Annotated in this window: 27 protein-coding genes; 13 read left to right on the forward strand and 14 right to left on the reverse strand. The window is 75.2% G+C overall.

From position 1 onward, the window contains the following. Positions 1-22: 22 nt before the first annotated feature. Positions 23-379, reverse strand: a complete 357-nt coding sequence (locus K353_RS03785; RefSeq protein ID WP_111552104.1) for a DUF6204 family protein — start codon at positions 377-379, stop codon at positions 23-25. A 93-nt stretch (positions 380-472) separates the two neighbouring features. On the opposite strand from K353_RS03785, the gene purB reads away from it, so the two are divergent. Both purB and K353_RS03795 read left to right on the forward strand, forming a co-directional pair. After that, entirely contained in the window at positions 473-1,903 is a 1,431-nt protein-coding gene (purB, locus tag K353_RS03790; RefSeq protein WP_111552105.1) for an adenylosuccinate lyase, read from the forward strand. Positions 1,904-2,114: 211 nt separating this feature from the next. After that, complete coding sequence (locus K353_RS03795) at positions 2,115-2,444, forward strand: hypothetical protein (protein WP_111552106.1); 330 nt, start codon at positions 2,115-2,117, stop codon at positions 2,442-2,444. A 174-nt stretch (positions 2,445-2,618) separates the two neighbouring features. Here K353_RS03795 and K353_RS03800 read toward each other — a convergent pair whose 3' ends face one another. Further along, a complete protein-coding gene (locus tag K353_RS03800) occupies positions 2,619-4,127 on the reverse strand; it encodes an MFS transporter (RefSeq protein WP_233533342.1) in 1,509 nt (502 codons plus the stop codon). An 81-nt stretch (positions 4,128-4,208) separates the two neighbouring features. Further along, complete coding sequence (locus K353_RS03805; RefSeq protein ID WP_111552108.1) at positions 4,209-5,135, reverse strand: diiron oxygenase; 927 nt, start codon at positions 5,133-5,135, stop codon at positions 4,209-4,211. Between the two features lie 187 nt (positions 5,136-5,322). Here K353_RS03805 and K353_RS03810 point away from each other — a divergent pair, with 187 nt between their 5' ends. Together K353_RS03810 and K353_RS03815 are read left to right on the forward strand one after the other, a co-directional pair. Continuing rightward, entirely contained in the window at positions 5,323-6,327 is a 1,005-nt protein-coding gene (locus K353_RS03810) for a PHP domain-containing protein (protein ID WP_111552109.1), read from the forward strand. A 213-nt stretch (positions 6,328-6,540) separates the two neighbouring features. Continuing rightward, complete coding sequence (locus K353_RS03815) at positions 6,541-7,215, forward strand: VOC family protein (RefSeq protein ID WP_111552110.1); 675 nt, start codon at positions 6,541-6,543, stop codon at positions 7,213-7,215. Between the two features lie 33 nt (positions 7,216-7,248). Here the strand turns inward: K353_RS03815 and K353_RS03820 are convergent, their stop codons facing one another. Further along, positions 7,249-8,061, reverse strand: coding sequence for a tyrosine-protein phosphatase (locus K353_RS03820; RefSeq protein ID WP_111552111.1), 813 nt, complete (start codon positions 8,059-8,061; stop codon positions 7,249-7,251). A gap of 253 nt (positions 8,062-8,314) precedes the next feature. On the opposite strand from K353_RS03820, the gene K353_RS03825 reads away from it, so the two are divergent. Then, positions 8,315-8,881 (forward strand): DJ-1/PfpI family protein, encoded by a 567-nt coding sequence (locus tag K353_RS03825; protein WP_111552112.1) that lies wholly within the window; start codon positions 8,315-8,317, stop codon positions 8,879-8,881. A 57-nt stretch (positions 8,882-8,938) separates the two neighbouring features. Continuing rightward, the gene (locus tag K353_RS03830) at positions 8,939-9,544 is read left to right on the forward strand and encodes a TIGR03086 family metal-binding protein (RefSeq protein ID WP_111552113.1); all 606 of its coding nucleotides are present in this window, start codon (positions 8,939-8,941) and stop codon (positions 9,542-9,544) included. A gap of 41 nt (positions 9,545-9,585) precedes the next feature. On the opposite strand, the gene K353_RS03835 is transcribed toward K353_RS03830, so the two are convergent. Then, positions 9,586-10,164, reverse strand: coding sequence for a TetR/AcrR family transcriptional regulator (locus K353_RS03835; protein ID WP_233533343.1), 579 nt, complete (start codon positions 10,162-10,164; stop codon positions 9,586-9,588). Between the two features lie 413 nt (positions 10,165-10,577). On the opposite strand from K353_RS03835, the gene K353_RS03840 reads away from it, so the two are divergent. After that, complete coding sequence (locus K353_RS03840) at positions 10,578-12,101, forward strand: MFS transporter (RefSeq protein ID WP_233533344.1); 1,524 nt, start codon at positions 10,578-10,580, stop codon at positions 12,099-12,101. Between the two features lie 139 nt (positions 12,102-12,240). Here K353_RS03840 and K353_RS03845 read toward each other — a convergent pair whose 3' ends face one another. After that, positions 12,241-12,630, reverse strand: coding sequence for an SCO5389 family protein (locus K353_RS03845; protein ID WP_111552114.1), 390 nt, complete (start codon positions 12,628-12,630; stop codon positions 12,241-12,243). A gap of 183 nt (positions 12,631-12,813) precedes the next feature. Between K353_RS03845 and K353_RS03850 the strand changes: the two genes are divergently transcribed. Continuing rightward, entirely contained in the window at positions 12,814-13,083 is a 270-nt protein-coding gene (locus K353_RS03850) for a DUF2630 family protein (protein WP_111552115.1), read from the forward strand. 31 nt (positions 13,084-13,114) lie between these two features. Here the strand turns inward: K353_RS03850 and K353_RS03855 are convergent, their stop codons facing one another. Continuing rightward, on the reverse strand, positions 13,115-13,594 hold the full coding sequence (locus tag K353_RS03855) for a MarR family winged helix-turn-helix transcriptional regulator (RefSeq protein WP_111552116.1): 480 nt from the start codon (positions 13,592-13,594) through the stop codon (positions 13,115-13,117). Between the two features lie 156 nt (positions 13,595-13,750). Between K353_RS03855 and K353_RS03860 the strand changes: the two genes are divergently transcribed. Then, a complete protein-coding gene (locus K353_RS03860) occupies positions 13,751-14,161 on the forward strand; it encodes an organic hydroperoxide resistance protein (RefSeq protein WP_111552117.1) in 411 nt (136 codons plus the stop codon). Between the two features lie 131 nt (positions 14,162-14,292). On the opposite strand, the gene K353_RS03865 is transcribed toward K353_RS03860, so the two are convergent. Next, positions 14,293-15,075, reverse strand: coding sequence for an SGNH/GDSL hydrolase family protein (locus K353_RS03865; RefSeq protein WP_111552118.1), 783 nt, complete (start codon positions 15,073-15,075; stop codon positions 14,293-14,295). Between the two features lie 149 nt (positions 15,076-15,224). Here K353_RS03865 and K353_RS34185 point away from each other — a divergent pair, with 149 nt between their 5' ends. Then, positions 15,225-15,392 (forward strand): DUF6126 family protein, encoded by a 168-nt coding sequence (locus tag K353_RS34185; protein WP_158585323.1) that lies wholly within the window; start codon positions 15,225-15,227, stop codon positions 15,390-15,392. A 49-nt stretch (positions 15,393-15,441) separates the two neighbouring features. Here K353_RS34185 and K353_RS03870 read toward each other — a convergent pair whose 3' ends face one another. Beyond that, entirely contained in the window at positions 15,442-15,846 is a 405-nt protein-coding gene (locus K353_RS03870) for a MazG-like family protein (protein WP_370447553.1), read from the reverse strand. Between the two features lie 105 nt (positions 15,847-15,951). Continuing rightward, complete coding sequence (locus K353_RS03875; protein ID WP_111552120.1) at positions 15,952-16,314, reverse strand: UBP-type zinc finger domain-containing protein; 363 nt, start codon at positions 16,312-16,314, stop codon at positions 15,952-15,954. Between the two features lie 256 nt (positions 16,315-16,570). On the opposite strand from K353_RS03875, the gene K353_RS03880 reads away from it, so the two are divergent. Together K353_RS03880 and K353_RS03885 are read left to right on the forward strand one after the other, a co-directional pair. After that, positions 16,571-17,146, forward strand: a complete 576-nt coding sequence (locus K353_RS03880; protein WP_100839212.1) for a TerD family protein — start codon at positions 16,571-16,573, stop codon at positions 17,144-17,146. 160 nt (positions 17,147-17,306) lie between these two features. Continuing rightward, a complete protein-coding gene (locus K353_RS03885; RefSeq protein WP_111552121.1) occupies positions 17,307-18,302 on the forward strand; it encodes an aldo/keto reductase in 996 nt (331 codons plus the stop codon). A 45-nt stretch (positions 18,303-18,347) separates the two neighbouring features. Here K353_RS03885 and K353_RS03890 read toward each other — a convergent pair whose 3' ends face one another. The 4 genes from K353_RS03890 to K353_RS03905 form a co-directional block, all read right to left on the reverse strand. After that, the gene (locus K353_RS03890) at positions 18,348-18,578 is read right to left on the reverse strand and encodes a DUF6296 family protein (protein ID WP_100839210.1); all 231 of its coding nucleotides are present in this window, start codon (positions 18,576-18,578) and stop codon (positions 18,348-18,350) included. A 148-nt stretch (positions 18,579-18,726) separates the two neighbouring features. After that, positions 18,727-19,626, reverse strand: a complete 900-nt coding sequence (locus K353_RS03895) for an NAD(+)/NADH kinase (protein ID WP_111552122.1) — start codon at positions 19,624-19,626, stop codon at positions 18,727-18,729. Then, a complete protein-coding gene (locus K353_RS03900) occupies positions 19,623-20,684 on the reverse strand; it encodes an SPFH domain-containing protein (protein WP_111552123.1) in 1,062 nt (353 codons plus the stop codon). The genes K353_RS03895 and K353_RS03900 overlap by 4 nt, the downstream gene beginning before the upstream one ends. Positions 20,685-20,835: 151 nt before the next feature. Then, on the reverse strand, positions 20,836-21,705 hold the full coding sequence (locus K353_RS03905; protein ID WP_111552124.1) for an NAD(P)-dependent oxidoreductase: 870 nt from the start codon (positions 21,703-21,705) through the stop codon (positions 20,836-20,838). A 223-nt stretch (positions 21,706-21,928) separates the two neighbouring features. On the opposite strand from K353_RS03905, the gene K353_RS03910 reads away from it, so the two are divergent. Continuing rightward, the gene (locus K353_RS03910; RefSeq protein WP_111552125.1) at positions 21,929-22,477 is read left to right on the forward strand and encodes a GNAT family N-acetyltransferase; all 549 of its coding nucleotides are present in this window, start codon (positions 21,929-21,931) and stop codon (positions 22,475-22,477) included. Positions 22,478-22,525: the final 48 nt, after the last annotated feature.

Consider the following 22,525-nt stretch of genomic DNA (forward strand, 5'->3'; position numbering starts at 1 on the left):
GGCCCGAGCGACGGCCGGGGGTTCAGCCCCGCTTCCGGGCCTCCTGCTTCTGCCGCGCGCCCAGCGCCGCCAGCGCCATGTCCTGCGCCTGCGACTTCAGGTTCTTGTAGCCGTACCCGCGGTCGGTCAGCCACAGCTCCGCCGCCGTCTCGGCCCGCACCGCCGCCGCCACCACGTCCTCCTCCGCCTCCCCGTGCTCCAGGAACCGGAAGGTGAAGAACGGCCGCGCCGACAGGTCGTACGTCAGGTGCCCCTCCTCGGTGAACTCCGCGCGGAGCACGTCGTGCTCCGCCGCCCGGGCCTGCAACCCGGCCCGCTGCTCGTCGGTCAGGGCGTCGAAGGAGCCGCGGACCGTGATCCGGAAGGTGCGCTTGGTCATGCCCGGACCCTAACCCGCCGACCCCGCCGCGCTCATCCCGGTTTCCGGACGCGCCGCGTGCTCGCCTGACCTCGACTGTTAGGCTTGCGAAACGTGAGCGCGAAGCCCAAGATCCCCAATGTCCTGGCCTCCCGGTACGCCTCGGCGACCCTGGCCCAGCTGTGGTCCCCCGAGCACAAGGTGGTCCTGGAACGCCACCTGTGGCTGGCCGTCCTCAAGGCGCAGCAGGACCTCGGCATCGAGGTGCCGGCCACCGCGATCGCCGACTACGAGCGGGTGGTGGACCAGGTCGACCTGGCGTCCATCGCCGCCCGCGAGAAGGTCACCCGGCACGACGTGAAGGCCCGGATCGAGGAGTTCTCCGAGCTCGCCGGGCACGAGCAGATCCACAAGGGCATGACCTCGCGCGACCTCACCGAGAACGTCGAGCAGCTGCAGATCCGCCAGTCGCTGGAGCACGTCCGCGACCGCACGGTGGCCGTGCTGGTCCGTCTGGGCCGCCTCGCCGCCCAGTACGGCGAGCTGGTCATGGCCGGCCGCTCGCACAACGTCGCCGCCCAGGCCACCACCCTCGGCAAGCGCTTCGCGACCGCCGCCGACGAGGTCCTGGTCGCCTTCGTCCGGCTCGAGGAGCTGATCGCCCGCTACCCGCTGCGCGGCATCAAGGGCCCGGTCGGCACCGCCCAGGACATGCTCGACCTGCTCGGCGGCGACGCCGAAAAGCTCGCCGAGCTGGAACGCCGGGTCGCCGGGCACCTCGGCTTCGAGAACGTGTTCACCTCGGTCGGCCAGGTCTACCCGCGCTCGCTCGACTACGACGTGGTCTCCGCGCTCGTCCAGCTCGCCGCCGGCCCCTCCAGCCTGGCCAAGACCATCCGCCTGATGGCCGGCCACGAGCTGGTCACCGAGGGCTTCAAGGCCGGCCAGGTCGGCTCCTCGGCGATGCCGCACAAGATGAACACCCGCTCCTGCGAGCGCGTCAACGGCCTGGCCGTCATCCTGCGCGGCTACGCCTCGATGACCGCCGAGCTCGGCGGCGACCAGTGGAACGAGGGCGACGTCTCCTGCTCCGTGGTGCGCCGGGTCGCGCTGCCGGACGCGTTCTTCGCCTTCGACGGCCTGCTGGAGACCTTCCTGACCGTCCTCGACGAGTTCGGCGCCTTCCCCGCCGTGATCGAGGCCGAACTGGACCGCTACCTGCCGTTCCTGGCCACCACCAAGGTCCTGATGGGCGCGGTGCGGGCCGGCGTCGGCCGGGAGGCCGCGCACGAGGTCATCAAGGAGCACGCGGTGGCCGCCGCGCTCGCCATGCGCGAGGGCGCCCGCGAGAACACCCTGGTGCCCGGCCTGGCCGCCGACCCGCGCATCCCGCTGGACCACGCCGCGCTGGACGCCCTACTGGCCGACCGGCTCTCCTTCACCGGCGCCGCCGCCGCCCAGGTCGGCGAGCTGGTCCGGCGCATCGAGAAGGTGGCCGCCGCCCACCCGGAGGCCGCCAAGTACGCGCCCGGCGACATCCTCTGACGCACCGTCAGCCACCGCGCGGCCCGTCCCGGAACAGCTCCGGGGCGGGCCGCGCCCGGTTCCCGGGGACCGCCGCGCCGCCCGGGGGAGGGAATCGGCCCGAAGCCGGGATCGGACGACGGCCGGGCGGGGTACACCGCAGGTGTCCGTCACTGCGGGGACGGTGAGGACGCCGACGGCGGCGGTGCCCAGCACACCCGGAGAGCCAGCCATGCGAGCCACCAAACGGTCGGCCGGCGCCCCCACCGGCGGCGCCGCCCCCAGGGCCGGGATCAGCGTCGCCTACGTCGGCCTGTGCGGCGCGGCCGACCTGCTGCTCTCCGGCGCCCTGGCCCGGCTGCTGGCCGGCACCGCCACCGGGGTCCTCCCGCTGCTGCTCTTCCTGGCCTTCTTCCTCCCGCTCGGCGCCCTCGCCCTGCTGGGCACCGAACCGGCCGACCGCGCCGCCACCCGCCTGCTCACCCGGCCCGCCCGCCCCGTCCCGGACCGGCCGCCGAACGCTACGCCGACCGGCCCACCCGCCGGACAGCCCCGCGACTAGGGCCCGTCTTCACACCCCCGTCTGCCCCACGACCGTCTGCCCCACGGCGCCTGGCACGCCCTCTCGCCGCACCGGGCGAAAGGCCGAGTGCATCCCGTACGCGACCTTCCACCCGGCACGCCGAGAGCACGCACCAGACGCCGCGGGGCTGCGACGGGGGTGTGAAGACGGGCCCTAGGCCCGGTCCGCCCGCCGTCCGTCGCCGTCCGGGTGGATCGGGGGCGTGGTCGGGGCGCAGTACCAGTCGCAGTCGGGCTCGGCGACCGGGTGCGGCGGGGCCAGCGCGTCGGAGCGGACGGTGGCGAAGGCCAGGGCGGCGCCCGCGGTCAGCAGGCCGGCGCAGATCAGCATGGCGGTGCGGAAGGCGTCGTCCACCTCGGCCGGGACGCGGTAGGCGTCGCCGCTCAGGCCCGCCAGCGGGGGGATCGCGGCGACCGCGAACAGGCCCGCCGCGCGGGCGGCGGCGTTGTTGACGCCGGAGGCGATGCCGGCCCGGCGCACGTCCACGGCCGCCAGGACGGTCGCGGTCAGCGGCGCGACCAGCAGCGTCATCCCGGCGCCCTGCACGGTGACCGCGGGCAGCACGTCCAGCCAGTAGCTCGCGCCGGGCCCGATCCGCAGCATCAGCAGCACCCCCGCGGCCACCACCAGCGGCCCCGCCGTCAGCGGCAGCCGCGGCCCCACCGCCCGGCCGAGCTTCCCCGCCCGGCCGGAGAACAGCAGCATCAGCACGGTGATCGGCACCAGCGCCACCCCCGACAGCAGCGGCGTGAATCCGGCGACGATCTGCAACTGCACCGTCAGCAGCAGGAACACCCCGCTGAACGCCCCGTACACGCACAGGGTGACCAGGTTGACCGAGGTGAACAGCCGCGAGCGGAACAGCGACAGCGGCAGCATCGGGTTCGGCGAGCGGTGCTCGACCAGCACGAACGCCGCCGCCAGCGCCAGCCCCGCCAGCCCCGCGGCCAGCGCGGCCGGGGTCGGCCCCGCGCCGGCCTCGGTCAGCGCGTACGTGATCCCGGCCAGCGCGAGCGCCGCGAGCAGCGCGCCCGGCACGTCGAAGCGCCCGCTCGCGTCCGGGTCCCGGCTCTCCGGGACGTGCCGGGCCGTCACCGCGACCACCACCGCCGCCAGCGGCAGGTTCAGCAGGAAGATCCACCGCCAGCCCGGACCGTCCACCAGCCAGCCGCCCAGGAACGGCCCGACCGCCGCCGCGACCCCGCCCAGGCCGGACCAGGCCCCCACCGCGCCCGCCCGGTCCTCCTCGGCGAACACCGCCTGCAGCATCGCCAGCGAACCGGGCGTCAGCAGCGCCCCGCCCACGCCCTGCAACGCCCTTGCCAGCACCAGTAGTTCGACGTTCGGCGCGGCCGCGCACCCGGCCGAGGCGAGCGCGAACCAGCACACCCCCAGCAGGAACACCCGCCGCCGCCCGTACCGGTCGCCCAGCGAGCCGCCGAGCAGGATCAGCGCCGCCAGCGTCAGCATGTACGCGTTGACCGTCCACTGGAGCGCGGACAGGCCCGCCCCCAGCTCCTCGCCGATCCGCGGCAGCGCGACGTTCACCACCGTGCCGTCCAGCATCGCCATGCCGGAGCCCAGCGCCGTCGCCGCCACCACCCATCGGCCGCGGCCCGTGCCGAGGCGGATTCCGTTGTCGCTCAGGGTGTCGTCGCTCACGGTCCGAGTCTCCGGCAGGAGGGGCGGCGGCCGGGGGAGCGGCGCGCAGGCGGTCGGGGACGGCGGGGCGCGGAGAGGGGATCAGGGCAGCAGTGCGCCGCGCTGCCAGGGACGGGCGGTGGCCGGGGTGACGATGCCCAGGTCGGTGAAGAACTCCATCGCCTTGCGCGCCCAGTCGATCCGGGCCTGCCGCCAGTGCGGGTTGGCCGCGGCGGCCCGGCGGGCCTCGACCGGGTCGAGCCCGGCCAGCGCGTACACCCGCGGGTGGACCAGCTCGGCCACCGCCTGCCGGGCCAGCAGTGCCAGCGCCCGCCGGAACACCGCCCGCCGGGCCGGGGTCATCGCCGCCCAGCGGCGCTCCAGCTCCGGCTTGGCGTAGCCGATGTGCCGGGCCTCCTCCACCACGTGGATCCGGGCCACCGACCGGGCCAGCGGCTGCAGCGACTCGTCGCGGATCATCTCGCGCTGCATCGCGTCCGTGAACTCCTCGACGAAGATCGCCCCGGCGAAGGTCATGGTGGTGTCGTTGAGCAGGAAGTGCAGCTTCCCCAGCCGGTCCGCGCGCCGGGTCGGCCGGGCCGACGGGTAGCCGGTCGCGGTGATGTAGCGGGCGAACATGGTCGAGTGCCGGCACTCGTCGGCGACCTCGGTCAGCGCGTACTGGGCGTGCCGGGTGGTCAGGTCGCCCGCGTAGACGTGCCGGATCAGGCCCTCCATCAGCACCAGCTCGAACCAGATCCCGGCGGCCGTGGTGGACGCGAACTGGTGCACGCTCAGCTGCGCCCGCCGCCGCTCGTCCAGCCGTTCCCACAGCGGGGTGCCGTGGAGCGCGACGCGGTGCGCGGGCAGGGCGTAGTGGTCCGGGTCGACGGGGGCGCTCCAGTCGATCTCGGTGAGCGGGTCGTAGGAGTGCTTGGCGGAGGCGCGCAGCAGGCGGGCGGCGTTGAGTTCGCGGTCGGCGTTGCGCTGCCGGGCGGGGGTCTGGGGCGGGGCGGTGGTGTCGGACACGGGCGGGCTCCGGAGGGTCGGGGCGGTGAGGGCTCCAGGAGGAGTAAACCAATGAGACAGACTGTCAACAAGGGGTCGGGGCAGATCAGCGGCGACCCGCCCGCCCGTTCCCCGCCCGTTCCCCGCCCGTCCCCTGCCCGTCTCCCGCCCGGGTGCGGCCCCGTCCGGCCCCGCGCAGACTGGCCGCATGGACCCGGTCACCGCCCTGGAACGCATCGCCTTCCTGCTGGAGCGCGAACTCCCCTCCCCGCACCGGGCCGCGGCGTTCCGCTCCGCCGTCGGGGCCGCTGCCGCGCTGCCCCCCGAACCGATCTCCGCCGCCGACGCCGAACGCCTCCCGGGCGTCGACCCCGTCGCCGCCCGGGTGATCGCCGACGCCACGGCCGGCCGCACCCCCCGGTACCTGCTGGAGACCGAGGCCCGCGCCGCCGCCGGACCCGCCCCGTCCCCCGCCGCGCTCCGGCTGCGCGAGAAGCTCCAGGGCGACTGCCACCTGCACTCCGACTGGTCCGACGGCACCGTCCCGATCGAGCTGATGGCCCGCACCGCCGGCGCCCTCGGCCACCACTGGGCCGTCCTCACCGACCACTCGCCCCACCTGACCGTCGCCCACGGCCTCAGCGCGGAGCGCCTGCGCGAACAGCTCGACCTGATCGAGGATCTCAACGGCCGGCTCGCCCCGTTCCGGCTGCTCACCGGCATCGAGTGCGACATCCTCGCCGACGGCTCGCTCGACCAGGACGAGGAACTGCTCGGCCGGCTCGACGTGGTGGTCGCCTCCGTCCACTCCGAACCGCGGATGGAACGCGACGCGATGACGCACCGGATGCTCGCCGCCGTCCGCAGCCCGCTGGTCGACGTCCTGGGCCACTGCACCGGGCAGCGGCTCGGCGAACGGCCCCGTCCGCCGTCCGAGTTCGACGCCGAGGCCGTCTTCACCGCCTGCCGCGAACACGACACCGCCGTCGAGATCAACTGCCGCCCCGACCGCCGGGACCCGCCCGACGACCTGCTCACCCTTGCCGCCGACCTCGGCTGCCTGTTCGCCATCGACACCGACGCCCACGCGCCCGGTCAGCTCGACCACCAGATCGGCGGCTGTGAGCGGGCGGTGGCGCTGGGGTTGGGTGCGGAGCGGGTGGTCACGGCGTGGTCGGTGGAGCACCTGCTGGCGTGGGCGGGGGCGCGGTAGGGGAGGGCGCCGGCGGCGGGCGGGGGGGGGGGGCGGGCTCGACCGCCAGGTCGACGGCTGTGAGCGGGCGGTGGCGCTGGGGTTGGGTGCGGAGCGGGTGGTCACGGCGTGGTCGGTGGAGCACCTGCTGGCGTGGGCGGGGGCGCGGTAGGGGGAGTGCCTGGGGGCCGGGGGTGCTGAGGGGGTGTCAGTGCGGGTCGGTACGCTGCGCGGATGACTGACGTGCACGATGTGGTGAGGATCAGACCGGCGGCGTTCCACGCGGCGGGCGGGACCGAGGACTGGCGGGTGCTGGGGGAGGGGGCGTGCGCGTTCTTCCGGACGGGGTCGTTCGGGGCGGGGGCGCGGCTGGTCGGGGCGATCGGGGAGGCGCTGGCGGGGGTCGGCGAGGCGGACGTGGACCTGCGGCCGGAGGGCGTGACGGTCCGGCTGATCGAGGCGGGCGCGGAGTACTACGGCTTGACCGGGCGGCACGTCGAGCTGGCCCGGCTGGTGTCCCGGGTCGCCCGGGAGCTCGGCGCGGTCGCCGAACCGGGCGGGGTGCAGACCGTGCAGGTCACGGTCGACGCGCTGGACGTGCCCGCCGTTGTCGCGTTCTGGCGGGCGCTGCTCGGCTACCGGGACCGCTCCGGCAGCCCGGAGGACCTGCTCGACCCGGCCCGTCGCGGCGCGCCGTTCTACTTCCAGCAGATGGACGCGCCCCGCCCGCAGCGCAACCGGGTGCACGTGGACGTCTGGGTGCCGCACGACCGCGCCGAGGAGCGGATCGCCGCGGCGATCGCGGCCGGCGGCCGGCTGGTGACCGACGAGCACGCGCCCGGCCACTGGGTGCTGGCCGACCCGGAGGGCAACGAGGCGTGCGTCGGCGCGGCCGGCGCCGCGGGCTGACCCCGGGCTGACCCGAGCCGGCCCGGACGGGGTTCAGGCGGTTTCGATCAGCCGCTCGCGCAGGCCGTCCAGGGTGTCGTCCTTGAGCCCGAGCCCGGCCCGGGCGTAGCTCTCGGCGTCGCCCCAGTGCTCGGTGAGGGTGTCGAGCGCGGCGGCCAGGTACTCGGCGCGGACCGAGAACACCGCGTCCGCGACCTCGGGGTCGCCGCCCGCCGCGAGGAAGCGCTCCACCAGCGGGGCGTAGTGCGCGCGCACCGCCGGGTCGACGGACAGGTACTCGGTGCGGACGGTCTGCTCGTCCGCGCCGAGCAGCAGCAGGACGAGGGTGGCGCCCCAGCCGGTGCGGTCCTTGCCCGCGGTGCAGTGGAAGAGCACCGGGCCGCCGCCCCGGTGGGCGAGCGCGGTGATCAGCTGCTTGTACGCCTGCCGGGCGGAGGCCGAGGTGACGAACGCCCGGTAGTCCGCGCGCAGCGCGCTCGCGGCCCGGCCGCCGCCGAGCGCCCGGTTCGCACCGGCCGGGTCGACGAGCGCCGCCGCGAGCGTGGCCGCGAGCGCCGACACCGCGCCGCCGCCCCCCTGGTCGGCGAGCACGTCCGCGACCAGCAGGTGCGCCCCGCCGGGCACCCGGTCGGGGAAGGCGGCGCGTTCGGCGGCGGTGCGCAGGTCGATGACGGTGCGCACGCCCAGCGCGTCGACCATCGGGTCGCCCGCCGGATCGAGCCGGTCCAGCTGGCCGGAGCGCAGCGCCAGCCCGGGCCGGACCCGGGCCCCGCCGGGCAGGTCGATGCCGCCGAGGTCGCGCAGGTTGGCGACGGTGGCGGAGTCCACGAGGTGCGAGTGCTGCATGACGGCCTCCCTGTCGACGGATCCCGGGAAACGGGCGGACCTTGCCAGCACGCTAGGCGCGCCCCGGGCGGGTCGCCCCCGGAGTACCCCCGGCCGGGCGGCCCGCTGCGGCGCCCGGGGGAGCGCACGCCCGGGCGCCGCGCCGCGCCGCGTGCGCCCCTTGCTTGACGTCGCGTCAGCGGGCAGGGTGGGCACCGCCCGGTCCCGCCGGGGCCGGGCGGTGCCAGGTGCGAAGAAGGGACGGAATCCCCGGATGGCAGCGAAGATCCTGATCATCACCGGTGACGCGGCGGAGTCGCTGGAGGTGTTCTACCCGTACCAGCGGCTGCTGGAGGAGGGCTATGAGGTCGACATCGCCGCGCCGACCAAGAAGACCCTGCAGTTCGTGGTGCACGACTTCGTCCCGGGCTACGACACGTACACCGAGAAGGCCGGCTACGCCTGGCCCGCCGACCTGGCCCTCGCGGACGTCGACCCCGCGCAGTACGTGGCGCTGGTGCTGCCCGGCGGCCGGGCGCCCGAGTACCTGCGCAACGACCCGGAGGTGCAGCGGATCGTCGCCGCGTTCTTCGAGGAGGACAAGCCGCTGGCGCAGGTCTGCCACGGCCCGCTGATCCCGCTGCGGACCGGCGCGCTGGCCGGGCGCCGCACCGCCGCGTACCCGGCGCTGGAGCCGGACGTGGCCGCGGGCGGCGCGGACTTCGTGGACGGCGACGCGGTGGTGGACGGCAACGTGGTCTCCGCCCGGGCCTGGCCGGACCACCCGGCCTGGATGCGGGCGTTCGTCAAGCTGCTGCGCGAGAAGGCCCCGGTCGAGTAACCGGTCGCCCGGGGTGTCGGCTTGCCCGTCCGGGGCCGGGCGGGCGAGCGTGTACCCATGGCAGCCCACCTCGAAGGACCGGACCTGCTCGCGCTGCACGCCCGGGCGCTGGAGCACTTCGGCGCCCTGGTCCGCGCCGTCCCCGCCGACGCCTGGCGGGCGCCCACCCCGTGCACCGACTGGACGGTGCGGCAGCTGGTGAACCACCTGGCCTCCGAGCAGCTCTGGGCGCCCGAGCTGCTGGCCGGGGCCACCGTCGCCGAGGTCGGCGACCGCTTCGACGGCGACGTGCTCGGCGACGACCCGGTCGCCGCCTGGACGGCCGCCGCCGACGCGGCCCGGGCCGCGTTCGCCGCGCCGGGCGCGCTGGAGCGCACCGTGCACCTCTCGTACGGCGAGCGCCGGGCCGCCGGGTACGCCCGGGAGATGACGGTGGACGCGATCGTGCACGCCTGGGACCTCGCCCAGGGCATCGGCGCCGACGCCACCGTCGACCCGGCCGCCGCCGAGTTCGCGCTCGCCGAACTCTCCCGGCAGGCCGACTCGTTGGCCGCCTCCGGGCTGTTCGCCGACCCGGTGCCCGTGCCGCCGGACGCGGACGCCGCGACCCGGCTGCTGGGCCTGGTCGGCCGCGACCCGGCGCACCCGCTGGGCCGCCGCTGAGCTGGCCCGCCGCTGAGCCGGGGCGCCGCTGAGCCGGGGCGTCAGCGGCGGGCGCGCACCCCGTCCAGCGCGACGGCGAGGACGTGGTCGCGCCGGCCCTCCTCCGGGAACGCCACCGAGGTGATGCCGGAGACCATCCGCAGCAGGTCCTCGATGCCCAGGTCGGTGCGGGCCTCGCCGGCCCGCTGGGCGCGCTCCAGCAGCGGGGTGCCCCCGGCGTACATGGACTGCAGGCAGGCCTGGAAGATGTCCGACTCCTCGCCCGCCAGCGCCTCGCGGATCGCCCGCTTGGTGGTCGCGTAGTCGACGAACCGGCGCAGCCAGGCGTTCAGCGCCTCCCACGGCGGCAGGTCGGCGACCTGGCCGGCGACCCGGCCGAGGTCCTCGATCTCGGCGGCGTACACCGCCTCGAACAGGTGCCGGCGGGTGGGGAAGTTGCGGTAGAGGGTGCCGATGCCGACGCCGGCCCGCCGGGCGATGTCCTCCAGCGAGGCTTCGGCGCCGTGCTCGGCGAAGGCTTCGCGGGCGGCGACCAGGAGGGCGTCGAAGTTGCGGGCGGCGTCCGCGCGGCGCGGGCGCTGGGCGGCGAGGAACTCGCTCACCACGATCTGATCCGGCACGGGGACCTCGTTCTCGACACATCCGGACGGGCGGGGGACGGGAGTGCGGGCGGCCGGATGACCGGGGGCTGTTCGGGAGTCGTTCGGGGGGCGTTCGGGGAAATCACGGAACCGGATTGAACCGGAGGCGTGCCTCCGCTAATCTGGAGGCATGCCTCGACTTTAGCACCGGGGCCCGAACTTCGGCCCGCCGCGCACCGGCGGACCGGCCCTTTCGCCGTATCCGCCACCCGCCCGACGACGCGGGGTGCGCGGACGGCCACCGTCCGCACCGCCCGGTCCGATCCACGCCCGGCCGCCGCGGTCCGACGGCGCCCGCGCGCCGTTCGAACCGCGTCCGCCCGGCGCCCGCTGCCCCGCCGTGGCGCGCACCCCGCTCCCCGCGCGCCCGCCCCGAGTCCCGAGAGGGTTCGATGAACCGCCAATCCCCCCGCCTGACCTTCGGCGTGCTCGCCGTCGGCGCCGGCGTGTACGCGCTGCTCCAGTCGCTGATCACGCCCGCCCTCCCGATCGTCCAGGAGGAGATGCACACCACGCAGTCCACCGTCACCTGGATCATGACGGCCTACCTGCTCTCCGCCTCCGTCTTCACCCCGATCCTCGGCCGGGTGGGCGACCTGGTCGGCAAGAAGCGCACCCTGGTCGCCGCGCTGGTCGCGCTGCTGCTCGGCTGCCTGGTCGCCGCCCTCGCGCCCAACATCACCGTGCTGATCGTCGCCCGGGTGATCCAGGGCATCGCCGGCGCGCTGTTCCCGCTCTCCTTCGGCATCATCCGCGACGAGTTCCCGCCCGGCCGGGTCTCCGGCGGCATCAGCAACATGTCCGCGGTGATCGCCGTCGGCAGCGGCCTGGGCATGGTCCTGGCCGGGCCGATCGTCGGCGCCCTCGACTACCGCTGGCTGTTCTGGCTGCCCGTCATCGTGGTGGCCGGCACCATCGTGCTCGCGCACCGCTACGTCCCCGAGTCGCCGCACCGCAGCGAGGGCAGCGTCGACTGGTTCTCCTCGGTGCTGCTCTCCGGCTGGCTGGTCGCCCTGCTGCTGCCGGTCAGCCAGGCCTCCCAGTGGGGCTGGGGATCGGCCAAGGTGCTCGGCCTGCTCGCCGTCGCCGTCGTGCTGTTCGCGGCCTGGGCGTTCAACGAGTCCCGCTCCCGCAACCCGCTGATCGACCTGCGGGTGATGCGGCTGCCCGCCGTGTGGACCACCAACACCGCGGCCCTGCTGTTCGGCGGCGGCATGTACGCGGTCTGGGCCTTCCTGCCCGGCTTCGTCCAGATGCCCACCAGCGCGGGCTACGGCTTCGGCGCCAGCGTCACCGGCGCCGGACTGCTCATGCTGCCGATGGTCGCCGCCATGTTCGTGGCCGGCGTGCTCGGCGGGCGGCTGGCCGGACGCTTCCCGGCCAAGGCCCAGCTGGTCACCGGCGCCGTGCTCGGCGCGGTCGCCTGCGCGCTGCTCGCCGCCCGGCACGGCAACCCCGCCGACGTCGCGATCGCCGCGGGCGTCTTCGGCCTCGGCATCGGACTCGCCTTCGCCTCGATGAGCAACCTCATCGTGCAGGCCGTCCCCGCCGCCCAGACCGGCGCCGCCACCGGCATGAACGCCAACATCCGCACCATCGGCGGCTCGATGGGCGCCGCCCTGATGACCGGCCTGGTCACCGGCCACCTCCAGGCCGACGGCCGTCCCGCCGAGAGCGGCTACACCCACGGCTTCGCGCTGCTCGCGGCGTTCTGCCTGGCCGCCGCCCTGGCCGCGCTGCTCGTCCCGGCCCGCCGGGCCGCCGCCGCGAACGCGCCGGCGCCGGTGGAGGCCCCGGCGGCGCAGCGCCTGGAGCCGGAACTCGCGGGGGCGCAGTTGGCGGGCGCGCAGCTCGCGGACGTGGAACTCGCGGACGCGCAGCTCTCCGTGGTCAAGCGGGAGGCGGTCGGCGGGTGAGCGCCGACGGGTAGGGGCGAGGGATTCGGTCCGCGGGCCGGGTCGGGCGGGTGCGACACCATGTCGCGCCCGGCCGGCCCGGCCGCTCGCCGTTCCGCCGGCCCTACCCGCCGGCCGTCGGCGGCTGGCGGGTACGGGCTCAGCAGTCGCGCAGCTCCGGCGACTGGTTCAGCAGCTGGGCCCGGGGCGAGGTGAACTCCCGGTAGGCGTCGGTGTGTTCGGCGTGCGGGTGGAAGGCCGCGAGGCGGTGGCAGTTCTGGAAGGCCAGCTTCACCGCGAAGTGCCGCTCCAGCGCGCCGCGGATCGAGTCGCTGGCCAGCGCGCGCAGCAGCTGGGCCCGCTCGGCCTCGCTCGGGGCCACCGTGTTGTCGGCGAACTCGGCCCCACTGGTGGCGAGTTCGGCCGTCAGGTCGTTGACCAGCCGGTAGGCGTAGGGCAGCGAGGTGCGGACGGTGGCGAGGAAGTCGGCGTCGGCGACCTCGTCGCGCTCGGCCAGGGCGAGGAGGGAGGGGGAGACGTCCAGCGACATGGCGGATCGGACCTTCCGGTCTGGTGGTAGTGGAAGTCGTTTTCAACAAGTGATCCTGTCGCCCGCCTGACGCCGTGTCAATTGCGCTCCCTCGATCGGGGCAACACGCCCGCGCCGCCCGGCTCGCGGCAGCCCCCGCCCCTTCCTAGAGTGGGTGGCAGACGACCGCGAGGAGGCCCACCGATGGACCAGCAGCGCACCGAAGGCGGCACCGACCGCCGCATCCTGGAGCGGATCAGCGAGATGGTCGAGGCCGAGCGCGGCCTGCGCGCGGCCCTCGCCGCGGGCCGGATCGACCAGTCCACCGAGCACCGCGAGCTCAAGGACATCGAGGAACAGCTCGACCAGTGCTGGGACCTGCTCCGCCAGCGCCGTGCCCGGGTCGACGTAGGCGAGGACCCCGACGGGGCGAGCGTGCGCAGCGCCGACGAGGTCGAGCGCTACGAGTCGTAGCGGCGCGCGGACCCCGGGGGCGTGAGCGGCGTCAGTCCTGGGCGGCGTCCAGGTTGGCGGTGACGCGGGTGAGCAGTTCGCGCAGGCTGCGCAGCTCGTCGAGGGGGAGTCCGGCGGCGGCCAGGATGCGGCGCGGCACGGCCAGCGCGCCCTCGCGCAGGGCGAGCCCGGCCGGGGTGGGCGTGACGATCACCGAGCGCTCGTCCTCGGGGCTGCGCTCGCGGGCCACCAGGCCGGCCGCCTCCAGGCGCTTGAGCAGCGGGGAGAGGGTGCCGGAGTCCAGGCGCAGACGCTCGCCGAGCTGCTTGACCGGCAGCGACCCGTGCTCCCAGAGCACCAGCATCACAAGGTACTGCGGGTAGGTGAGCCCGAGGTCCTTGAGCGCGGTGCGGTAGACGCCGCCGAACGCGCGGGAGGCGGCGTTCAGCGAGAAGCAGATCTGCTGGTCGAGCAGGAGCAGGTCCGTCTCCTCGCCGCGGGGGAGGGGGGAGGTCTCGCCGTGCCTGGTCATGGCTCCAGGGTAGCAAGCGGTCGATTCAGTTGTGCGCAATTGAATTGTGTGCTGTAGTTGTGGACAGCAGGACGGGCCGGAAGACGGAACGGCAGCACGAACCAGCAATACGCAGCAGTACGCAGCAGCAGGACGAAGACGAAGGGGACAGTCGCCATGAACGCGCTCTACACCGCAGCCGCCACCGCGAACGGCCGTGAGGGCCGCGCCGTCAGCTCGGACGGCCGGCTCGACCTCAAGCTCTCCCCGCCGCCCGCGCTCGGCGGTGACGGCGAGGGCACCAACCCCGAGCAGCTGTTCGCCGCGGGCTACGCGGCCTGCTTCGCCAGCGCGCTCGGCGTGGTCTCGCGGCAGCAGAAGGTGGACGTCTCGGACGTGTCGGTGACCGCCGAGGTCACCATCGGCAAGGACGACGCCGGCTTCGGCCTCTCCGTCGTCCTGCGGGTCGAGCTGCCGGAGTCGCTGGCCGGCGAGACCGGCGAGCTGCTGGTCAAGCAGGCCCACCAGGTCTGCCCGTACTCCAGGGCCACCGCGGGGAACATTCCGGTGGAGCTGGTCGTCGAATAAGGCGGGGCAGGGGTCTCACCCGGGGTCTGCGGGCCGCGTCCACATGGGGGTGGAGGCGGCCCGCAGTGCCGTCCCGGCGCTGTCCCGGCCAGGGTGCGGCGCGGCCCCGGCCGACCGGGCCGCGGGCGGGCTCAGAGCGGGAGCAGCTCCGGGCGCTTGGCCTCCACGTGGTCGCCGGAGGACTCGCCGCGCAGGCGGCGGCCCACCCACGGCAGCAGGAAGGTGCGGGCCCACTGCAGGTTCTCCCGGCGCTGGTCGGCGGCCGTGAGGGCGGGCGCGGGCGGCCAGGCGGCCTCCGGGTCCGCGTCCACCGGCAGGCCGAGCGCCCGCGCCGCCAGCAGGGCCACCCGCTGGTGGCCCTCCGGCGAGAGGTGCAGCCGGTCCTCGGACCAGGCCCGCCGGTCGTGCACCGCCCGCAGCGACCACAGGTCGGCGACCGCGAGGCCGTTGCGGTCGGCGATCGCCCGCAGGTGCGCGTTGTAGGTAGCGATCTTGCCGCGCAGGTGGCGCAGCACCGGGACGTTGCGGGTGTCGAAGCCGGTGCAGATCAGGACGGTTCCGGCGTTCTCGCGCAGCTCCAGGACGGCCGCCTCGAAGTGCTCGGCGATCAGGTCCGGGTCGCTGCCCGGGCGCAGGATGTCGTTGCCGCCCGCGCACAGGGTCACCAGGTCGGGCCGGAGCAGGCGGACCTTCGGGACCTGTTCGGCGACGACCTGGTCCAGCAGCCGGCCCCGGACGGCCAAGTTGGCGTACCGGAAGCCGGGTTCGGTCCGGCGGGCGGCCAGCATCCCGGCCAGGCGGTCGGCCCAGCCGGCGAACTGGCCGTCGGGGCCGGGATCGTTGAGGCCCTCGGTGAAGCTGTCACCGAGGGCCGCGTAGGAACTGAGGTCAAGGATCTCCTGGTAGTCGGCCATGCAGGAGATGCTTCACCTTGTGAAGTGACCTACGCCACCGTAGGTGCCCCGTGGCGGAGCGTGATCTCCGCCACGGGGCCCAGGCCGGTACCCTGCAAGGGGTCCGGGCGGTCGAAGCCGGGCCGGACGGCGCGGACAGGAGGACGGTCGTGGGCGGCGACCCCGTGGGCGGGAAGGCGGCGGCGGGCGGTGCCGCGGTGCGCGAGGAGACCTCGCGACGCCGGCAGATGCTGGTCCGGGCGCTGATCTACATCGCCGGCACCCACCTGTTCGCCGGATTCGTGATCCTGCTGTTCGCGGTCGGCGGCCGGCACTGAACCCCGGCACTGAACCCGGGGCCCGCCCGCTGCGGGGCCGGCCGCGGGGTCACCGGCCGGGCGGCTCCGGGAGCTCCGGCAGGACCCGGCGGGCGACCTTGGCGAGGTGCGCCTCGAACGCGGCGGGCGGGTCCGGGTGGACCCGGACCAGGGCGACCATGGCGGTGATCATCACGTCGCACAGCTCGTCCGCGACGTCGTCCCAGGTGTGCGAGAAGCCCTTGCGCGGGTTCTGGCCGAGGGCGCCGATCACCGCCTCGGCCACCTCACCGGCCTCCTCGCCGAGCTTGAGGCACTGCAACACCCGCTGCATCTCCGGGGGTTGGGTGCTGCCCTCGGCCAGCCAGTCGGCCAGCCGCCGCACCGTCTCCCACTGAGCCCCCGGCTCGCCCCGGGCCGCCGTCCCCCGCGGCGCCACCGTCTCCCGTCGCGTCCCCTGCTGCCGCTCGTCCACGCTCCACCGCCCCGATCGCTCCGCTGCCGACCGCGCGGCCGGCCGGGGCCGTCCGCGCGCCGTTCGGCAACGACCGTACCGGGTGGGGCGGCCGGGCGGCGGGGGTCAGCGCAGGCGCTGCTGCCAGTCGATCGGGACGCGGCCGGCCGGGCCGGGGGCGGGCTGGGTGACCGGGTGGGCGGAGGGGCCGGCCAGGGGCGGGCCCTCGTAGAACTGCTCGGTCTCGGTGTTCCAGAACCAGTCCTCGCCGGGCTCGAAACTGGTGAGGAACGGGTGGTCGGCCGACCTGGCGTGCGCGCTGGCGTGCTGGGACGGGGAGGAGTCGCAGCACCCGATGTGCCCGCAGGCGGCGCACCTGCGCAGGTGGAACCACCAGCCCTGGCCGTTGCCGGCCAGGCACTCCGCGCAGCCGTCGCCGCTCGGCAGAGCGCTGGGGTCGATGCCGGGGATCGTCGTGTCGTCGCTCATCGTGGAACCTCCTCGGCCAGGGTATGCCCGGTGCGCCGGACGCGCGGCGGAAGCGGGCCCGGCGCGCCGGGGTGAAGCGGCCGCCCCGGGGGAAGGGGAACGGGCGGGGGCGTCGGGCGGAGGCGGATTCCGTACCGATCTACAGTGCTGTAGATTCAACTCGGGCCCGGGCCCGATCGAGGGGCCCGGCGACGGCCGCCGCGCCGAACCGGCCGAACTGCCGGGCCCGGTACGGGGAAACCACAGGAGGGCACACATGGGAGTCTCGCTCGCCAAGGGCGGAAACGTCTCGCTGACGAAGGAGGCCCCGGGGCTCACCAACGTCATCGTCGGCCTGGGCTGGGACGTCCGGGCCACCACGGGCGCCGACTTCGACCTGGACGCCAGCGCGCTGCTGTGCAACGAGGCCGGCCGGGTGCTCAGCGACCAGCACTTCGTCTTCTACAACAACCTGCGCAGCCCCGAGGGCTCGGTCGAGCACAGCGGCGACAACCTGACCGGCGGCGGCGACGGCGACGACGAGCAGGTCAAGGTCGACCTGGCGGCCGTCCCGCCGCAGGTCGCCAAGGTGGTCTTCCCGGTGTCGATCTACGACGCGGAGAACCGGCACCAGAGCTTCGGCCAGGTCCGCAACGCGTTCATCCGGATCGTCAACGAGGCCGACGGCAGTGAGGTCGCCCGCTACGACCTGTCCGAGGACGCGTCCACCGAGACCGCGATGGTCTTCGGCGAGCTCTACCGCTACGGCAGCGAGTGGAAGTTCCGCGCGATCGGCCAGGGTTACGCCTCCGGCCTGCGCGGCATCGCGCTCGACTACGGCGTCAACGTCTGACCTCCCCCTCGCCGCGGGCGGGCCGCTCCGACGCCTCCGGGCAGCGGGGCGGCCCGCGTCGTTCGGGCCGGTCCCGTCGCCGTTGCCGTTGCCGTCGCCGTCGTCGTTGCGGGGAGTGTCGGCGTTCCGGTGGTGCGCGGGGTTGTGGCAGGCTCGGCGCATGGAACAGCGTGTACTCGGCAGGACCGGCCGTCCGGTCTCGGTGATCGGTCTCGGAACGTGGCAACTCGGCGCGGACTGGGGCGTGGTGCTGGAGGACGACGCGCTCGCGGTGCTGAGCGCCGCGGCGGACGCCGGGGTGACGTTCTTCGACACCGCGGACGTCTACGGCGACGGCCGCAGCGAGCAGCTGATCGGCCGTTTCCTGAAGAGCCGCCGGAGCGGGGACGGCGGCGACGGCCTGACCGTCGCCACCAAGCTCGGCCGCCGGCTGCCGCAGCTCCCGGAGAACTACAACCTCGCCAACTTCCGCGAATGGACCGACCGTTCGCGCCGCAACCTGGGCGTCGAGCGGCTCGACCTGGTGCAGCTGCACTGCCCGCCCAGCGCCGTCTACTCCAGCGACGAGGTGTTCGACGCGCTCGACACCCTGGTCGAGGAGGGCCGCACCGCCGCGTACGGCGTCAGCGTGGAGACCTGCCGGGAGGCGCTGACCGCGATCGCCCGGCCCGGTGTCGCCAGCGTGCAGATCATCCTCAACCCGTTCCGGCTCAAGCCGCTGGACGAGGTGCTGCCCGCCGCCGAGGAGGCGGGCGTCGGCATCATCGCCCGGGTGCCGCTGGCCTCCGGCCTGCTGTCCGGCAAGTACACCAAGGACACCGTGTTCGGCGCGGACGACCACCGCACCTACAACCGGGACGGCTCGGCGTTCGACCAGGGCGAGACCTTCTCCGGCATCGACTTCGAGACCGGGGTGGAGGCCGCCGACGAGTTCGCCCGGCTCGCCCCGCCCGGCGCCGGCGCCGCGCAGACCGCGCTGCGCTGGATCGTCCAGCAGCCCGGCGTCACCACCGTCATCCCCGGTGCCCGCAACCCCGAGCAGGCCCGGTCCAACGCGGAGGCGATGGCACTGCCGCCGCTGCCGCCGCGGACCCTGGAGGCCGTCCGCGACCTGTACGACCGGCGGCTGCGGGCCCAGGTGCACTCGCGCTGGTAGCCGGGGCCGGGCGGGGCGGGCGGGTCCGGGCCAGGGCGGTCGGACTTAGGGCAGGGGCTCGGCGTGGAGGGGGGTGCGCGGGTCCTGGTGGCCGCCGGTGGCCAGCATGCGGACCTCGCCCTGGTCGCTGATCTCGGCCTGCACGATGCCGGAGGGGTCCGCGTACACCGGGTGGCCGCCCGGGCCGCGGCCGCCCGTCGCCTCGACCACCACCACGTCCTGTTCGGCGTGGCCGCCGGTCTCCCCGGGGAACGTGAGTGCGAATCGCTGGGTCATGGCCTGGCCTTCTTCCATCGGCATCGTTCCATCCTAGGCGGGTGCCGGGCGGACGGTCGCGGGCCGGCGGGTGCGGACGGACGGTAGCGGGCCGGTCGCGCGGCGGTACGCGGGCGCGGGAGGCGGACACGGGAGGCGGCGGGGGCGGTCAGACGAGCAGGTGGAGGCGTTGCTCGGCCGGGCCGACCCGGACGGTCTGGCCCCAGGTGAGGTGCAGGGCGTCCGACTCGATGCCGTCGCCGAACGCGACCAGGAGTTCCGACTCGACGGTCAGGGCGAGCTGCTGGTCGGCGTCCAGCAGGCCCTCGACGCGGGAGGTGCCGGTCACCGGGGACGGCCACGCCTCGCGGACGAACCAGGACAGCCGCGGCGCGGTCGGCCCGGGCAGGTCCAGGCGGCTGGAGCGCTCCAGCCAGGCCGAGCGGCACCAGCCGGTGGCGCCGGTGCCGGTGCCGACCAGCACCCCCGAGGACGCCTGCGACTCGGCTTCGCCGCCCGGCGCCGCCAGCCGGTAGCGGGCGGTCTGGTGGCCCGGCTGCCCGAGGTAGACCTCGTTCAGCGCGAGCAGCCGCTGGGTGTCGTCCGCGACCGCCTGCACCATCGTGCGCCGCTCCAGCCGCCGCTCCGCGCCCGGCAGGACGGCCGCCCGCAGCAGGGCCCCGGCCCGGTCGGCGCGGTGCCGGACCAGGACGCCCGGGTTGCGGCCCGGCTCGGCGTCGATGCCGATCACCGGCTGGCCGGCCAGGTACTTGGCGGTGTTCGCCACCAGCCCGTCCTGGCCGACCACCACGACCACGTCCTCCGGGCCGAACAGGAAGCGGTCCAGGTCGGCGCGCTCCACCCGGGCCTGCCGCCAGTCCAGCGGCACCGCCGCCGACACCTCGGCGAGCGCACCCCGGGAGCGGTGGTGCCGCTGCTCGGCCTCGGCCAGCGAGCGGCCGCGCCGGGCGAGGAAGAACTCGGCCTGGCCGCGGGTGCCGTGCCGGGCGATCAGCTCCTCGTACTCGGTGCGCCGGTGGACCAGCACCACGCGCGGGGAGAGGCTCACCGCTCCGTTCCCTCCGGGGCGGCGCCGCCGCCCGGCACCGACAGGCGGGTGAGCAGGCCGGTCAGCAGGTCCGGGGTCAGGGTGATGCTGTCGATCCGCGGCAGGTGCTCGGCCAGCCGGATCAGCGCGAGCGCCTGGAGGACCTCGGGGCCGGCCTGCTGGTGCGCGGCCAGCCAGGCGGCCTCGGCGGCGGCCTTCGCCTCGCCCAGCGTCCGCGCCGCCTCGGCCTGCTGCGCGGCCAGGGTGCCGGCCGCCTCGGCCTCCGCGACCGCCATCCTGGTCCGGCGGGCCGCGTCCGCGCTCGTCCGGACCGCGTCCGCGGCGGCCTTCTGCTCCGCCTCGCGCCGCGCGTTGGCGCCCTGCTGCTCGACCAACTCCTCCTCGCGGCGGGCCAGTTCGATCCGGCTGGCGAGTTCGTTCTCGGCGATGGTGCGCTCCCGCTCGACCGCGACGGCGCGCCGCTCGTACGTCGCCCGGTCGGCCTCCTGCTGGACCTGCTCGCGGGCCGGGGTGCGCAGCGCCCGCTCCATCTCGGCCTCCGGCCGGACGGCGGTGACGCGCACCGCGAGCACCGTCACCCCGATCTCGGCCAGCCGGGGTTCGGCGGCCAGGCCGGCGGAGATCCGCTCCCGGACGGCCGTCACGCCGTCGACCAGGGTGTCGGCGAGCGGGGTCCGGGCGATCAGCTGGAGGGCGTGCTGCTGGGCGGTCTCGGTCAGCAGGGCGCCGAGCTGGGCGAGCGGTTCGGCCCGCCAGCTGCCGGTGTCCGGGTCGATGCCGAAGTCGAGGCGGGTGGCGGCGGTGGTCGGGTCGCTGATCCGGTAGGTGACGGTGGCCTGCACCGCGAGGTCCTGGAAGTCCGAGGTGCGGGCGTGGAACATCATCGCCAACTCGCGGTCGTCGGCCGGGACTTCGGATATCGCGGCGGTCAGCGGCCGGAACCAGAAGGCCAGCCCGGTGCCCTCGTGGGCGAGTTGGCCGCCGCGCAGGTGGCGGATGTGGCTGGTGGGGGTGGAGCGCAGGTGGCGGAAGCCGAAGCGGCGCGTGATGTCGGCCATGGGAGTCGCGGTCCTTTCTTCTCGTCCAGATGACGATAACTGGGACCGCCCCTTGTCGTCAATACGACGAAAAGGGGGTGGCGGGGCGGGGCTCGGCTGTCTGGCGGTGGAGGGGGTGGGCGGCCGGGAGGTCTTCCCGGCCGCCGGGCGGTCAGATTCCGGCGCGGGTGCGGGAGGTGGTGGAGAGTGCGGCGAGATCCTGTCCGCCGTGGCCGTGGGCGACCGCCTGGAGCAGTGAGTCGCGCAGCAGCGAGGCCAGTGGGAGCGGGACTTCGGAGGCGGCTCCGGCGTCCAGGGCGAGGTTCACGTCCTTGAGGCCGAGGGCCAGGCGGAACCCGGCCGGCTCGAAGGTCTGCTGGGTGATCATCGACCCGTAGCCGGCGTACACCGGGCCGGGGAAGAGGGAGTTGGTGAGCACGTCGAGCAGCGCCGCCGGGTCGAGCCCGTTGGCCTCGGCGAGCGCGGCGGCCTCCGAGAACGCCTCGATCGCCGACACCAGCAGGAAGTTGGCGCCGATCTTCGCGACGTTGGCCGCCGCAGGGTCCTCCCCGAGCGGCCAGGTGCGGCGTCCCATCGCCTCGAACAGCGGTGCCAGCCGGTCGAGTTCGGCGGACGGGCCGGCCGCGAGGATGTTCAGGTTCCCGGCCGCCGCGACGTCCGTCCGCCCCAGCACCGGCGCCGCGACGTACCCGAGGCCGTGCCGGGCGTGCAGTTCGGCGGCCCGGCGGGCCAGCGCGGGCGAGACGGTGGCCATGTTGGCGTGCGTGACGGCCCGGGCGCCGGACAGCAATTCCTGGTCCAGCAACAGGCTTTCGACCACCCGGTCGTCCGCGAGCATGGACACCACCACCTGCGCCTCGAACGCCTCGGCGAGCGACCCGGCGGCTGAGGCCCCGTCCGCGACCAGCTCGGCCACCGGCTCCGGCGAGCGGTTCCACACCCGCACCGCGTGCCCGTCCGCCAGCAGCCGACGGGCCATCGCCCGCCCCATTCCCCCCAGACCGACGAAACCGACGTCCATGCGCAGTGCCTCCCAGTTCTCGGCGGACCCCCGGCGGGCCCCTCCGGCGACCCCGCCCGGTCGATCCCGGCCGGTGGTTCCCGGCCTTAGCTCCCGGCCGGTGGATCTTGGCGGATGTTCCGAGGCGATGCTACGGCGCGGACGGGTGAACGGCCCGGACGGGCGGGGCCGGAGCGCGGGTGGTGTCGCCCGCCGGCCGCGCCCGGTCTGCCAGGATGCCACCATGGCGGCGGACACGGTGACGGTGCGGACGGTGCACACGGCGGACCTCGACCCGGAGACCCAGCGGGCGGCCAGGGCCCTGCTGTTCGAGGTCTTCGGCGCGGACGACATGACCGAGGAGGACTGGACGCACTGCCTCGGCGGCCTGCACGTACTCGCCTGGGAGGACGGCGAGTTGATCGGGCACGCGGCCGTGGTGCAGCGCCGCCTGATGAACGGCGACCGCATCCTGCGGACCGGCTACCTGGAAGGCGTGGCCGTCCGCCGGAGCCGCCAACGGCGCGGCGTCGGAGGAAAGTTGATGGACGAGGCAGAACGCGTCGTCCGGGCCGCCCACGAGATCGGCGCCCTCGGCGCCAGCGAGGAGGGCGTCCCGTTCTACCTCGCCCGCGGCTGGCGCCCCTGGCCCGGCCCCACCTGGGCCCTCGGCCCGCACGGGCGGCAGCGCACCGCCGAGGAGGACGGCTGGATCTACCTCCTGGGCGGCGAAGGGGAGTTGGACCTCGACGCCGACCTGGTCTGCGACTGGCGCGAGGGCGAGCTGTGGTGACCCGCGGCGGCCGGTGACGCCCCGCGCCGGGGCGGGAGGTGGCGGGGC

This window comes from Kitasatospora sp. SolWspMP-SS2h, from assembly GCF_003259315.1.
GTDB lineage: Bacteria > Actinomycetota > Actinomycetes > Streptomycetales > Streptomycetaceae > Kitasatospora > Kitasatospora fiedleri.

What these genes read in the sequence shown, in the direction of transcription:
- K353_RS03880 (WP_100839212.1), top strand. Translation starts at nt 16,571, where the DNA reads ATGGGAGTCTCGCTCGCCAAGGGCGGAAACGTCTCGCTGACGAAGGAG.
- K353_RS03845 (WP_111552114.1), bottom strand. Translation starts at nt 12,630, where the DNA reads ATGTCGCTGGACGTCTCCCCCTCCCTCCTCGCCCTGGCCGAGCGCGAC.
- K353_RS03855 (WP_111552116.1), bottom strand. Translation starts at nt 13,594, where the DNA reads ATGACCAGGCACGGCGAGACCTCCCCCCTCCCCCGCGGCGAGGAGACG.
- K353_RS03795 (WP_111552106.1), top strand. Translation starts at nt 2,115, where the DNA reads ATGCGAGCCACCAAACGGTCGGCCGGCGCCCCCACCGGCGGCGCCGCC.
- K353_RS03865 (WP_111552118.1), bottom strand. Translation starts at nt 15,075, where the DNA reads ATGGCCGACTACCAGGAGATCCTTGACCTCAGTTCCTACGCGGCCCTC.
- K353_RS03785 (WP_111552104.1), bottom strand. Translation starts at nt 379, where the DNA reads ATGACCAAGCGCACCTTCCGGATCACGGTCCGCGGCTCCTTCGACGCC.
- K353_RS03875 (WP_111552120.1), bottom strand. Translation starts at nt 16,314, where the DNA reads ATGAGCGACGACACGACGATCCCCGGCATCGACCCCAGCGCTCTGCCG.
- K353_RS03860 (WP_111552117.1), top strand. Translation starts at nt 13,751, where the DNA reads ATGAACGCGCTCTACACCGCAGCCGCCACCGCGAACGGCCGTGAGGGC.
- K353_RS03830 (WP_111552113.1), top strand. Translation starts at nt 8,939, where the DNA reads ATGGCAGCCCACCTCGAAGGACCGGACCTGCTCGCGCTGCACGCCCGG.
- K353_RS03810 (WP_111552109.1), top strand. Translation starts at nt 5,323, where the DNA reads ATGGACCCGGTCACCGCCCTGGAACGCATCGCCTTCCTGCTGGAGCGC.
- K353_RS03910 (WP_111552125.1), top strand. Translation starts at nt 21,929, where the DNA reads ATGGCGGCGGACACGGTGACGGTGCGGACGGTGCACACGGCGGACCTC.
- K353_RS03890 (WP_100839210.1), bottom strand. Translation starts at nt 18,578, where the DNA reads ATGACCCAGCGATTCGCACTCACGTTCCCCGGGGAGACCGGCGGCCAC.
- K353_RS03820 (WP_111552111.1), bottom strand. Translation starts at nt 8,061, where the DNA reads ATGCAGCACTCGCACCTCGTGGACTCCGCCACCGTCGCCAACCTGCGC.
- K353_RS03840 (WP_233533344.1), top strand. Translation starts at nt 10,578, where the DNA reads ATGAACCGCCAATCCCCCCGCCTGACCTTCGGCGTGCTCGCCGTCGGC.
- K353_RS03905 (WP_111552124.1), bottom strand. Translation starts at nt 21,705, where the DNA reads ATGGACGTCGGTTTCGTCGGTCTGGGGGGAATGGGGCGGGCGATGGCC.
- K353_RS03850 (WP_111552115.1), top strand. Translation starts at nt 12,814, where the DNA reads ATGGACCAGCAGCGCACCGAAGGCGGCACCGACCGCCGCATCCTGGAG.
- K353_RS03885 (WP_111552121.1), top strand. Translation starts at nt 17,307, where the DNA reads ATGGAACAGCGTGTACTCGGCAGGACCGGCCGTCCGGTCTCGGTGATC.
- K353_RS03900 (WP_111552123.1), bottom strand. Translation starts at nt 20,684, where the DNA reads ATGGCCGACATCACGCGCCGCTTCGGCTTCCGCCACCTGCGCTCCACC.
- K353_RS03815 (WP_111552110.1), top strand. Translation starts at nt 6,541, where the DNA reads ATGACTGACGTGCACGATGTGGTGAGGATCAGACCGGCGGCGTTCCAC.
- K353_RS03825 (WP_111552112.1), top strand. Translation starts at nt 8,315, where the DNA reads ATGGCAGCGAAGATCCTGATCATCACCGGTGACGCGGCGGAGTCGCTG.